The organism is uncultured Sutterella sp., assembly GCF_937923675.1.
Taxonomy (GTDB): Bacteria; Pseudomonadota; Gammaproteobacteria; order Burkholderiales; family Burkholderiaceae_F; genus Sutterella.
The window spans coordinates 84,732-97,042 of sequence record NZ_CALDXB010000083.1 but is presented as its reverse complement, the minus strand read 5'-3'; the positions used below and the strand labels follow the sequence as shown (position 1 = coordinate 97,042).

Sequence of the window (12,311 nt, the reverse complement as noted above, 5' to 3'; positions counted from 1 at the left end):
TTGGCACAAGGCATCTGCCTGCGCACTTGCCTTGGCGCCGCGAGATCGTTAAAGTAGCGCTCCTGCAGCAGCTCCCCTGACGGGAGTTCCCCGGGCGGTCGTCGGCGGCATTCATGCCGCGGGAGGAAAGTCCGGACTCCGCAGGGCGCCGTAGGAGGTAACACCTCTCCGCCGCAAGGCGCGGATCAGAGCAACAGAGACGAGCCGGCTTCGGGCCGGGTGAAACGGGCAATCTCTACGGGGAGCAACATCAAATAGGCAGCCGATGGACCGGCCCGGTCCGGCTGCGGGTAGATGGCTTGAGGCGGCGCGCGAGCGTCGTCCTAGACGAATGGCCGCCGGCAGGGGACTTTCGGGTCCTTTGCCGACAGAATCCGGCTTACACGGGAGCTTCTCGGGAGCTGCTGCTCCTAATTCTTCATATGGCTTCAGAAGCCGCTCACGGGACAACGCTTTCCCCGGGGCGGCTTTTTTCGTTCTCCGCGCCTTTTTGCCCGGAGCTTTTCTCCGATCAAACTTCTATACATATCAAAGGCGAAATCTCCCTCCGTTCTCCGCAGGGTGTGGGAAAATGTGGGATTAAGTGGAGGTGTCTCTTAGGGGGAGGCCTCCCCGTCTACAGGCTTTGATCGGAAATCTCAGGTGTTTCAGGGAACTTCGCTCGTTACGCTCGACAGCAAGGGAAGGCTCGCTCTTCCCAGGCGCGTTCGGGATGAGCTTGAAGCGCAGGGCGGCGAAATCGTCGCGGCCCGCCATCCCGACGGATGCCTGCTCATTTATCCGGCTGAAGCCTGGGCGCCGCGGCGCGAGAAGCTTCTTTCGCTCCCCTGGAGCGCGAGAGGGTTCGTGCGCCTTGTGCTCGGGAGCGCTCTGGAACTCAAGCCCGATGCCGCCGGCCGCATTCTCATTCCGAAGGATCTGAGGGAGCTCGCCGGGCTCGGGCGCGACTGCGCGCTGGTGGGTCTCGGCGAACATCTCGAACTCTGGGATCGGGCTGCGCTCAGGGCGAATGAGGAAGCGTCGCTCGCCGAAGGGTTTGATCCGGCCGGATTCAATTTCTGAACGCCCGGGGCTCTCTTCCTCTCACACTCCTCGAAGCTTCTGCTTCCGTATTACTTATTTCCTTGCCGTCCGGAATCGACTCCATGTCCGCCTTTCTCCATCTCCCCGTTCTCAGTCAGGAAGCCCCGGAAGCGCTGGTGCGTTCTCCCGACGGACTTTATGTGGACGGCACTTTCGGACGGGGCGGCCACAGCCGGCTGATTCTGAAGCGGCTCTCTCCGAAAGGACGCCTCATTGCGTTCGACCGCGATCCGCAGGCGGTCGCGGCTGCGGCTGAAATCCGCGACCCGCGCTTTGAGATCATTCATGCGCCCTTCTCCTCCATGAAGCCGTCTCTTGCCGCCATCGGCATCGATGCGGTCGACGGGGTATTCCTCGACATCGGCGTTTCGTCGCCTCAGATCGACGACCCGGAGCGGGGCTTCTCCTTCCGCTTCGACGGGCCCCTCGACATGAGAATGGATACGTCTGCGGGAGAAACCGCGGCGGAGTGGCTCATGCGCGCCGATGCGGACGAGATCGCGCGGGTGATTTCAGACTTCGGCGAGGAGCGCTTCGCCCGGCGCATTGCGGGCGCGATCGTCGCGCAGAGAAAAATTGCGCCCCTTGCCACGACGGGTGAGCTCGCGCGTCTCGTTGAGGGCGCGGTGCCCAAAAACCGCCGCGACAGCGCGCAGCATCCGGCCACGCGAACCTTTCAGGCGATACGCATTCAAATCAATCACGAGCTCGACGAGCTCCGGGAGGCGCTCGACGCTGCTGCGTCGCTTCTTTCTCCCGAAGGAAGGCTCGCCGTCATCAGCTTCCATTCGCTCGAAGACCGGATCGTGAAGCGGTTCTTCGACCGCGCGCGGAATCCCGGACATGCGCTCGATCCGCGGCTCCCCGTGCCCGCAGGCTTCAACGAGGAGCCCTGGTTCCGCGATGTGGAAAGAATCCTCCCCTCGAAGCGCGAGGCGGAGGAAAACCCGCGTGCACGCTCCTCGGTGCTTCGCGCCGGCACCCGCACGGCCCGTCCCTGGGAGTCGGAGGAGACGCGATGAAAAGCGTTGCGCGCGCGGAAATCATCTGGGCGGCGGTGCTCGGCGTCGCGCTCTTTCTGAGCGCGCTCGGCCTTGTTGAGCTTCACTGGCAGGCGCGGCAGCTGTTCGTCGCGCACGAGCACGAGGCGGATGTGCACCGGAGGCTTCTGGATGATCAGGCGAACCTCGAGATGCAGGTCCGCCGTGCGTCGCTTGCGGGCAATATCGGCGCGGGCGCGGCGATGCTCGACCTCGCGGGCGCAACGGGCGTCGATACCGTGACGCTTGTGGAGGCCCCGGACGGGAGGATTGACTTCCTCCCTGAGCTTCGCCGCGAACTCGATGCGGCGAAGGCTGCCGGGGCTGCGGCCGGTTCGTCCGGCGCGTCCGGACAGGGAGCGAAGCCGTGAACCGCGTGAAGGATCTTATTTCGGCCGCCGCGCAGTCCGTCTGGAATTTCCTGAAGACGGTCATTCAGCGCGACCGGGCTGCGCGCGAGGCGCAGCCCCAGAGCGCCGAGAGCCCGCTCATCGTCATTCCGATTCCGCGCTGGCGCACGTACGTGCTCTTTCTCGGCATCACGGTCGCCTTCTTCGGCCTTGCCGGGCGCGCCTTCTGGCTGCAGGTGGTCTCGAACGACTTCCTTCAGGACGAAGGCGAAAAGCGCTATGCGCGCACGCTCACGATTGCGGGCGAGCGGGGCGAAATTCTCGACCGCAACGGCGTCGTCCTTGCGGCTTCTCAGCCCGTACGCAGCATCTGGGCGGATCCGCAGCTCTCGCAGGGGGTCTCAAAGGAAGACATCCGGAAGCTCGCCGACGTGCTCGGGCTCGATCCCGCCTATGTGGGCGGAAAGCTCAAAGCCGAGAACACGCGCTTCGTGACGATTGAGCGCAACTGCGACGTGCGCACTGCCGAAGCCGTGAGAAAGCTCGGCCTCCCCGGGGTCGGCATCAAGCCCGAGGTGCTTCGCGAATACCCGGACGGCCCCGTGACGGCGCATGTGGTGGGCTTTACCGGGCGCGACGACCGCGGACAGGAAGGCATTGAGCTCGCAAGCGACCGCCAGCTTGCCGGGAGCCCCGGCGCGCGGCGCGTGATTCGCGATGCGCGCGGCCGCATCATCGACGACATCTGGCAGAAGGAGGCCGTGCCCGGGCGCGACATTACGCTCTCGATTGATTCGCGCGTGCAGTTCCTCGCCTATGAGGCGCTGCGCGCCCAGGTTGAGAAGACCGGGGCGCTCGCGGGCGCCGTGGTGGTCGCGGACGTGGATACGGGCGAGGTGATTGCGCTTGCCAATGTGCCGACCTACGACCCGAACGACCGCTCGACCATGCTCTTCGAGCAGATGCGAAACCGCGTCCTCACCGATCAGTTCGAGCCGGGCTCGACCATGAAGCCCTTTGCTATCGCGAAGGCGATCGACCTCGGCCTCATCGATCCGACGACGACCATTCAGACGGCGCCGGGGAAGCTCACCATCAACGACCGCACGATCGGCGACACGCACGATTACGGCCTGCTGACGGTGGCGGAAATCGTCGCCAAGTCGTCCAACATCGGCACGGCGAAGATCGCGCTCGAGATGGCGCCGCAGACGCTCTGGGATATGTATACAGCTCTCGGCTTCGGACAGCCGCCCAAGATCGGCTTTCCTGGCGCGACGGCGGGGCGTCTTCGTCCGGCCAAATCCTGGCGCCCGATTGAGCAGGCGACGATCTCCTACGGGCACGGCGTTTCGGTGTCCCTCATGCAGCTCGTGCGCGCCTATACGGCGATTGCGAGGAACGGCGACGTGATCGACCTCACGCTCTACAAGCGCCGTCCCGGCGAAACGGTGACGGGCGAGCGCGTCTTCCGGCCAGAAACCGTGCGCCTCATCCGCGCCATGATGATGAAGACCATGAGCCGCGGCGGCACGGGGTCGCAGATCCGCGTCGCCGGCTACTCGGTGGCCGGGAAGACCGGTACGGCGAACAAGGTGAAGAACGGCAAGTACACGAAGGACACCGTGGCGAGCTTCGTGGGCATCGTGCCCGCCGTGAATCCGCGCTTCATCGTTGCCGTCATGATCGACGAACCCAAGAAGGGAAGCCGCTACGGCGGCACCGTGGCGGGACCTGTTTTCCGCGAGGTGGCCGAAGGGGCGCTCCGCACGCAGATGGTCTCGCCCGACGAGGAGCCCCTCTCCGGGGGCGGCGGATTCCTTACCCGCATACGGAACTGAACGAAGAAAAGAGTGAATTGAAGAAGGAGCTCCGGCATATATGACCAGAACCAACAGGGAAGTCGTCGACTGGATGCATAAGCTCGTCCACGAAGGGGCGGAAATGAAGCTCGACAGCCGCGAAGTGCGCCCGGGCGACATCTTCTGCGCCATTCCCGGCACAAAGTCGGACGGCCGCGCCTTCATCCGCGTGGCGGCCGCCCGCGGCGCCGCCGGCGTGATCTACGAGGCCGACGGGACGCCGCAGGGCGAGCACTATCCGGTAGCGTCGCTCGCGGTTTCGCACCTTGCCTCGCGTCTCGGCGAAATCGCGGCGCTCTTTTACGGCGACGCCTCTAAGGAAATGACGGGCGTTGCCGTTACCGGCACGAACGGGAAGACGACGAGCACGTTCTGGCTCGGGCAGCTCCTCACGAAGCTGGGCGCCCCGGCCGCCGTGATCGGCACGGTGGGGGTCTTCTTCAACGGCCGGCAGATTCCCGCGCCGCACCTCACGACGCCTGATGCCGTGACGCTCGAGAGCCTTTACGCAAGGCTCGCGCGCGATGGCGCAAAGGCCTTTGCCGTTGAGGCGAGCTCGGTCGGCCTCGAGCAGGGGCGGCTTTCGGGCTCGCACTTTCGCGTCGGGATCTTCACGAACCTCTCGCGCGACCATCTCGACTACCACCACACCATGGAAGCCTATGCGGATGCGAAGGAAATCCTTTTCCGCTGGCCCGGGCTCGGCGCGGCGGTGTTGAATGCCGAAGACCCCTTGAGCGCGCGCTTTGCGGCGACGGCTCAGGCGCACGGCATTCCCGTCTGGACGACGGGCCGCGAAGGCAAGGGCGAGGCGCTCTGCAAAGCGGTTTCGGCCGCGCACGCGCTTGACGCCTGCAACTGCCGCTCGACCGGCCGCGGGATGGCCTTTACGCTCCGGGCGGAGGGCGAAACCCGGGAAGTATCGCTTCCTGCGGTGGGGCTCTTCAACGTCGACAATGCCCTCGAGGTCATTGCCGCCATGCTCGCGCTCGGCTATCCCCTTGACGATGTCGTCGAGGGAGTCGCGGCGCTCGAACCCCCTCCCGGGCGCATGCAGCCTGTTTATTCGGAAGGGATGCCGCTCGGCGTCGTCGACTTCTGCCACACGCCCGATGCGCTCGAAAAGGCGCTCGAAAGCCTCCTTCCCGGCGTGCACGCCCGGGGCGGGAAGCTCTGGACGGTATTCGGCTGCGGAGGCGACCGCGACCCGGGGAAGCGCCCCATCATGGGGGCCATCGCCGCAAGGCTTTCCGACCATGTGATCGTGACGAGCGACAACCCGCGAAGCGAGGACCCTGAAAGCATTGTCCGCCAGGTAGCGGCGGGCGCCGGGGACGCAAAAAACGTGCGCATCGTGACGGACCGTCGCGAAGCCATTCATGAAGCGATTCTCGGGGCGGCGCCAGAGGATCTCGTTCTCGTCGCCGGCAAAGGCCACGAAAGCGAACAGATTCTGAAGGACGGCCCGCACCACTTCCTCGATGCGGAAGTGGTCCGGGAAGCCCTGAACGAGCGCCGCACGCGCGAGCTTTAAGCCTTCAGGCGGAGAGAAGAAATGGAAATGGATCATCCGGAAACGCTCGGCTGGCTGAAGGACGCGCTCGCAGAGGAAACTGCGGGCCTGAGGCTTCATCACCACCATCTTGAATGGAGCTGGAAGCGCATTACGACCGATTCGCGCGAAGCGGGCGAAGGCGACGTCTTCGTCGCCATCCCCGGCGAGCGCTTTGACGGCCACGACTATGCGAGGAAGGCTTCCGAGGCGGGAGCCGTCTGCCTCGTGGTTGAGCATGAAATTCACGGCGCGGATGCCGCGCAGATCATCGTGAGGAACGCGCGGCGCGCGCTCGCGCGGATCGCGCGCGCCTGGCGCGCCCGCTTTTCCTGCAATCTCACCGCCGTGGGCGGCAGCAACGGCAAAACCACCACCACGCAGATGGTGGCGGCCATTCTGCGCGAACGCTGGGGTGCGGACGAGATGCTCGCGACCGAAGGGAACTTCAACAACGACATCGGCGTATCGCATACGCTCATGGGCCTGAGGTTCCGGCACCGCGCGGCGGTGGTTGAGGCCGGCATGAATCACCGGGGCGAGATGGCGGTCCTTGCCGACATGATCCGCCCGACGGTTGCGGTCCTCACCAACGCGCAGCGCGAGCATCAGGCGTTTCTAGAAACGGTTGCCGAAACGGCAAGCGAAAACGGGCTCCTCATTGCCGCGCTTCCCGAAAGCGGCCATGCGGTCTTCCCGGCCGACGATCCGTGCTCCGACGTCTGGGCGTCGCTCGCGCTTGCGCGCGGCGTGAAGTCCTTCACCTTTTCCTTTGACCCGGCCGTTCCTGCCGACCTCATGTGCAGGCTCGATGCCGACGGAGCGCTCGCGCTCGAGGGAGAGAAGCAGAGCTTCCAGATTGCGCTCAGAATCGCAGGCCTTCACAACGCGAGGAATGCCGCTGCGGCCGCTGCCGCCGCGCTCATTCAGGATATTGATCCGGAAATCATCCGCAAAGCGCTCGAAAGCTTCGAAGCCCTTCCCGGGCGCGGCGCCCGCATGCATGCGGCGGAGCGCTTCGGCGGGGCGATCCTGATCGACGACGCCTACAACTGCAACCCCGACAGCGCGATCGCGTCGCTCAGGATGCTCGCCCGCGAAAAGGCTCCGCGGATCTTCATCTTCGGCGACATGGCCGAGCTCGGTCCCTCAAGCGAAAAGTGGCATGCCGAAGTGGGTGCGGAAGCGAAGCGCCTCGGCATTGATTATTTCTGGACGGCGGGCGAAAAGGCGCGCGCCGGGGCCCTTGCCTTCGGGACTGACGGCGACCGGTGCCGGGCATTCCGCGACCGCGACGAGCTGATTGAAGCCCTGCCGGAACTTAAGGCGGAAGGCGGCACGATCGTCGTCAAGGCGAGCCACAGCGCGGGATTCTCAAAGATCGTGGATGCGCTCAGCGGCAAATAACCGATTCCCTGACGGGAAAAGAATTTACAGACAAAACCAATCGCACTGGAATCATGCTTCTTGAACTTTTCCGCTCGCTCTCCTCGAGCTGGTCGGGCTTCGGCATCTTCAACTACCTGACGCTGCGCGCCCTTCTTGCCTGCTTTACGGCGCTCGTGATCGGCTTCGCCTTCGGTCCCTGGATGATCCGGGAACTTAAGAAGCTCCATTTCGGACAGGCGGTGCGCACGAACGGGCCGCAGACGCACCTCGTGAAGGACGGGACGCCCACCATGGGCGGCGCCCTCATCCTCTTCGGCATTACGGTCTCGACCCTTCTCTGGGCGGATCTCTCGAACCGCTTCATCTGGGTCGTGCTTTTCGTCACGCTCGGCTACGGGGCGATCGGCTGGATCGACGACTACCGCAAGGTCGTGCACCACAACCCCAGAGGCATGAGCGCGAAGGAAAAATTCGGCTGGCAGTCCGTGATCGGGCTCGTCGCCGCCTTCTACCTTGCGCTCGCGCTCTCGGTCGAGCCGGGCGGCACCTTCGCCGAGGCGCTCTCGAAGTGGTACGACGCGCGCTTCCCGCTCGACCTCACGCCCAACATCCATCTCCTCATTCCGTGCTTCAAGGACATTGCGCTCCCCTTCGGGCTGATCGGCTTCATGGTCTTCACGTACGTCGTGATCGTGGGCTCGAGCAATGCCGTGAATCTCACGGACGGCCTTGACGGCCTCGCCATCCTCCCGACCGTGCTGGTCGGCATGGCTCTCGGCGTCTTCGCCTACGTGGTCGGACGCCCCGACTTCTCCTCCTATCTGATCTTCCCCTACATTCCGGGCGCGGGAGAACTCGTCGTCATTGCGGGGGCGCTCGCGGGCGCGGGACTCGCCTTCCTCTGGTTCAACGCGCACCCGGCGCAGGTCTTCATGGGCGACGTGGGGGCGTTGGCGTTGGGCGGCTGCCTCGGCACCATGGCGGTCATCGCCCGTCAGGAGCTGGTGCTTGCCGTGATGGGCGGCGTCTTTGTGGCGGAGACCCTCTCCGTCATGATTCAGACCACCTACTTCCGGCTTTCGCACGGCAAGCGCGTCTTCCTCATGGCTCCCATTCATCACCACTTTGAACTGAAGGGCTGGAAGGAAACGCAGGTGGTGACCCGCTTCTGGATCATTACCTTCATTCTTGTTCTGATCGGACTTTCCACGCTCAAAATCCGCTGATTTCCTTTTCGAAGAGACGCATCATGTTTGATTCTTCCGATGAGGCCTATCTGAAGCTTGACGCCGCGAACGGCAGGGGCCGCCGCGCGCTTGTCGCGGGGCTCGGCGCCTCCGGGCGCGCTTCGCTCGAATACCTCCTGAAGCGCGGCTGGCTGGCTTCGGCCTGCGACTCCCGCGAGAAAGTGCCGGGGCTTCACGGGTTCCTCTGCGCGCATCCGGAAATTTCGGTTTCGCTCGGCGGCATCCCGGAGTCTCTCCCCGAGGGCGTCGACCTCGTCGTGATGTCGCCCGGCATTTCGCCGTGGTTCGGTCCTGCGGCGGCGCTCTGCGCAGCCGCCAGAAGCGCGGGCGTTCCGGTTGCGGGGGAAATTGAACTCTTCGCAGAGGAACTCGCGCACCTCCGGGAGACTTCCGGCTACGCGCCGAAAGTGATCGGCATTACCGGCACGAACGGCAAGACGACCACGACGAGCCTCACGGCAAAAATCGGCGAAGCGGCGGGCCTCAGAACCATTGCTGCCGGGAACATCGGTCCCAATGCCGTGACGGAGCTTCTGAAGGCCGAGGACGCGGGGGAACTCCCCGACCTCTGGGTGCTGGAGCTCTCAAGCTTCCAGCTCGATACGACGCATACCCTCCGGTGCGATGCGGCGGCGCTCCTCAACATCACGGAAGACCACATCAACTGGCACGGCTCCATGGAAGCCTATGCGGCGGCGAAAGCAAGAATTTTCTCGCCCGACACCGTCCGCGTCGGGAACCGCGAGGATCAGCTCGCGCTCGAATGGACGAAGAAGGGACTTGAAAACCCGTCGCTTTTGAGAATCTTCGGCGCCTCGAAGCCCGCCCGGCCCGGAGAATTCGGGCTCGAGATGGCGGCGCACGCCTCCCAGGGACTCTGGCTTTCCTCCATGGACGAAATGGAAGTGGAGATTCTCTATCTGCCGGAGTCGGAACTTCAGATCAGAGGCCGCCACAATGCAATGAATGCGCTCGCGGCCCTCGCCCTCACGGGCGCCGTCGGCGTGAGCCAGCAGGCGGCGATCGGAACGCTCAGAACCTATAAGGGCGAACCTCACCGCGTGGAGCTCGTCTCTACGGTAAAGGGACGCGACTTCATCGACGACTCGAAAGGCACCAATGTCGGCGCCGTTGCGGCCGCCGTCACGGGGCTCGCGGCTCAGGGAAGGCGAATCCTCATTCTCCTCGGGGGCGACGGCAAGGGACAGGACTTTGCACCTTTGGCCGATGTGCTCAAGGGCCGCGCCGCCTCGGCGGCGCTCATCGGCAAGGATGCGGATGAAATCGGCCGGGCGGCCGCGTCCGCGGGCGTGCCGGCTCAAAAATTCCCGACTCTGGAAGCGGCCGTCGACTGGCTCTGGAGCGAAAGCCGCGAGGGCGACGTCATTCTTTTGTCGCCCGCCTGCGCCTCCTGGGACATGTTCCGCGACTATGCGGAGAGAAGCGAGCGCTTCAGGGCTGAGGCTGCTCGGATCAGAGAGCGCGAGGAGAGTGAAGCGTGACGCGCTTTGAGGAGTTCGACGACTTTCGCCTCTCCGCGCCCGGCGTCGACTGGGAAACGATCTTCTGCGTCGCGGCGCTCCTTGCCTTCGGGACGGTAATGGTCTTTTCGGCCACGTCGTCCTCAGGGGCCGGGGATGCGCTCGCCGCCGCGAACACCGGGGAGCTCAAGCGCCATCTGGCAAGCATCGGGCTTGCCGGAGCGGCGGCGCTCGTCGTCTACCGGGTGCCGCTTTCCTTCTGGTTCCGGTGGTCCGGCATCATCGGGGGCTTGTGCATCATTCTCCTCTGCATCGTCTTTTTCCCTGTTGTCGGAAAGAGCGTCAACGGCGCGCGGCGCTGGATTCAGATTGCAGGCCTCTCGATTCAGGCGTCGGAACTCGTAAAGGTGGGCGCGCTCATCTTTGCCGCCGCCTTTACGGTGAAGCGTCAGGAATTCATGCATTCCTTCTCGCGGGGCTTTGCGCCGATTGCCATCCCGATGGTCGTCGTTGCCTTCCTTCTGATGCAGCAGCCCGACCTCGGCGCCACCGCGGTCGTGGCGGCGGAAATCATGGGGGTGCTCTTTCTGGGCGGCCTCTCCATGAACATCTTCCTCTCAGTGGGCGCGGTCGTCATCGGCTTTGTGGGGATCATGATCTACATGACGCCCTGGCGGCTTTCGCGCGTCTTGGCCTACCTCGACCCCTGGAGCGAGGAGTACGTGCTCGGGCAGTCCTATCAGCTCTCGCACTCGCTCATTGCCTTCGGGCGCGGGGAGCTCTTCGGCGTGGGCCTCGGCGGTTCGGTGGAAAAACTTAATTACCTTCCCGAGGCGCATACGGACTTCATCATGGCCGTGATCGCCGAAGAGACCGGTTTTGCCGGTGTTATCCTTGTCCTTTTCATTTTTTACTGGCTCATTCGCCGGGCGTTTGAAATCGGGCGCCAGGCAATCAAGCTCGAGCGCTACTTCGCGGGACTTCTCGCGCAGGGCGTGGGGCTTTGGTACGGCGTGCAGGTGATCATCAACGTGGGCGTAGCCTCAGGGGCGCTTCCGACGAAGGGGCTCACGCTTCCCTTCGTGAGCTTCGGCGGCTCGGCGCTCCTCTCTTCGATGATCGCCATCGGGCTCCTGCTGCGCGTCGACCGCGAAAACAAAATTCTGATGCGTGGAGGTCAGGTGTGACGACGGAAAAGAATACAAATAAAGAACGCGTTCTCGTTATCGCCGCAGCCGGCACGGGCGGGCATGTGATGCCCGGCCTTGCCGTGGCGCGCGTAATGAAGGAGCGCGGCTGGAAGATCGTCTGGATCGGCACGACAACGGGCATGGAAGGCGGACTCGTCGGGCGCGAGGGCATTGAATTCCATGCGCTCAACTTCCAGGGCGTGCGCGGCAAGGGGCTTGCAGGCGCCGTCAAGGGCGGCATCAAGATGCTGAAGGCGATCTGGGAGAGCCGGGCGCTCATCAAAAAAATCAAGCCCGATCTCGTCTTCTCGACCGGGGGCTACGTCGCCGTTCCGGTGGGCTTTGCCGCACAGAATCTGAAGCGTCCGATCGTTCTCATGAACTGCGACGCCGACCTTCTCATGTCCACCAACACGCTCATGCCGTTTACGAGCGCGCTTGCCTGCGGCTTCGCGGGAGGCGCGCGCACGTTTGCGGGGACGAAGGGCCACACCACCGGCAACCCCGTGCGCGCTGAAATTGCGGCGCTTCCGCCGCCCGCGGAGCGCCTCGCCGGCCGCTTCGGGCCGCTTCGCCTCTTTGTTTTCGGCGGGAGCCTCGGCGCTCAGGTTCTGAACGACGTTCTCCCCGAAGCGCTTGCGAAAATTCCGCCCGAAAGCCGCCCGATCGTCCTTCATCAGACCGGCCGCGGCCGCGATGAAGCCGTGCGAGAGCACTATGCGCGCTTAGGCGTCCAGGCCGAAGTCGTGCCCTTCATCGACGACATGGGCGCGCGCTACCGCGAGAGCGACCTCGTCATCTGCCGCTCCGGGGCGACGAGCTGCTCGGAACTCTGCGCCGCGGGCGCTGCCGCCGTCCTCGTTCCCTTCATTGCGAAGACGACGAAGCACCAGCTCGGGAATGCAAAGTACCTCGCCGACCGTGGCGCCGCCTGGCTCGTCGAGCAGCCGCAGTTCACGGCCGATCATGTGGCCGAACTCATTGCCGGCATGACCCGCGAAAAGATTCTCCCGGTGGCTGAAGCCGCCCGCAGCATTGCGGTGCCCGATGCCGCCAGAAACGTCGCCGACCTGATCGAAGAGACGCTCGCCGCGCGCGAAGGCGCAAAGCACTGAAG

Annotated in this window: 10 protein-coding genes and 1 other RNA gene; all 11 read left to right on the top strand. The window is 64.5% G+C overall.

Features of this window, described 5'->3' with window-relative positions; all coding sequences use genetic code 11:
- Positions 1–82 precede the first annotated feature (82 nt).
- Positions 83–398, top strand: an RNA gene (gene rnpB / locus Q0106_RS09655) — RNase P RNA component class A.
- Between the two features lie 244 nt (positions 399–642).
- The gene (mraZ, locus tag Q0106_RS09650) at positions 643–1,062 is read left to right on the top strand and encodes a division/cell wall cluster transcriptional repressor MraZ (RefSeq protein WP_297612165.1); all 420 of its coding nucleotides are present in this window, start codon (positions 643–645) and stop codon (positions 1,060–1,062) included.
- A gap of 83 nt (positions 1,063–1,145) precedes the next feature.
- Positions 1,146–2,105: a 16S rRNA (cytosine(1402)-N(4))-methyltransferase RsmH gene (rsmH, locus tag Q0106_RS09645; RefSeq protein WP_297612162.1), complete on the top strand. Its 960-nt coding sequence runs from the start codon at positions 1,146–1,148 to the stop codon at positions 2,103–2,105.
- A complete protein-coding gene (locus Q0106_RS09640; protein ID WP_297612159.1) occupies positions 2,102–2,494 on the top strand; it encodes a hypothetical protein in 393 nt (130 codons plus the stop codon). Before rsmH ends, Q0106_RS09640 begins: the two co-directional genes overlap by 4 nt.
- Positions 2,491–4,314, top strand: coding sequence for a penicillin-binding protein 2 (locus Q0106_RS09635; protein ID WP_297612156.1), 1,824 nt, complete (start codon positions 2,491–2,493; stop codon positions 4,312–4,314). Before Q0106_RS09640 ends, Q0106_RS09635 begins: the two co-directional genes overlap by 4 nt.
- 40 nt (positions 4,315–4,354) lie before the next feature.
- Complete coding sequence (locus Q0106_RS09630) at positions 4,355–5,869, top strand: UDP-N-acetylmuramoyl-L-alanyl-D-glutamate--2,6-diaminopimelate ligase (protein WP_297612151.1); 1,515 nt, start codon at positions 4,355–4,357, stop codon at positions 5,867–5,869.
- A gap of 21 nt (positions 5,870–5,890) precedes the next feature.
- Positions 5,891–7,294, top strand: a complete 1,404-nt coding sequence (gene murF / locus Q0106_RS09625) for a UDP-N-acetylmuramoyl-tripeptide--D-alanyl-D-alanine ligase (RefSeq protein WP_297612148.1) — start codon at positions 5,891–5,893, stop codon at positions 7,292–7,294.
- Between the two features lie 53 nt (positions 7,295–7,347).
- Entirely contained in the window at positions 7,348–8,502 is a 1,155-nt protein-coding gene (gene mraY / locus Q0106_RS09620; protein ID WP_297612145.1) for a phospho-N-acetylmuramoyl-pentapeptide-transferase, read from the top strand.
- 23 nt (positions 8,503–8,525) lie between these two features.
- On the top strand, positions 8,526–10,025 hold the full coding sequence (gene murD / locus Q0106_RS09615; protein WP_297612142.1) for a UDP-N-acetylmuramoyl-L-alanine--D-glutamate ligase: 1,500 nt from the start codon (positions 8,526–8,528) through the stop codon (positions 10,023–10,025).
- Positions 10,022–11,191 carry a putative lipid II flippase FtsW gene (gene ftsW / locus Q0106_RS09610; protein ID WP_297612139.1) on the top strand — a complete coding sequence of 390 codons (1,170 nt, stop codon included), beginning with the start codon at positions 10,022–10,024 and terminating at the stop codon, positions 11,189–11,191. Before murD ends, ftsW begins: the two co-directional genes overlap by 4 nt.
- Positions 11,188–12,309 carry an undecaprenyldiphospho-muramoylpentapeptide beta-N-acetylglucosaminyltransferase gene (murG, locus tag Q0106_RS09605; protein ID WP_297612136.1) on the top strand — a complete coding sequence of 374 codons (1,122 nt, stop codon included), beginning with the start codon at positions 11,188–11,190 and terminating at the stop codon, positions 12,307–12,309. The genes ftsW and murG overlap by 4 nt, the downstream gene beginning before the upstream one ends.
- Positions 12,310–12,311: the final 2 nt, after the last annotated feature.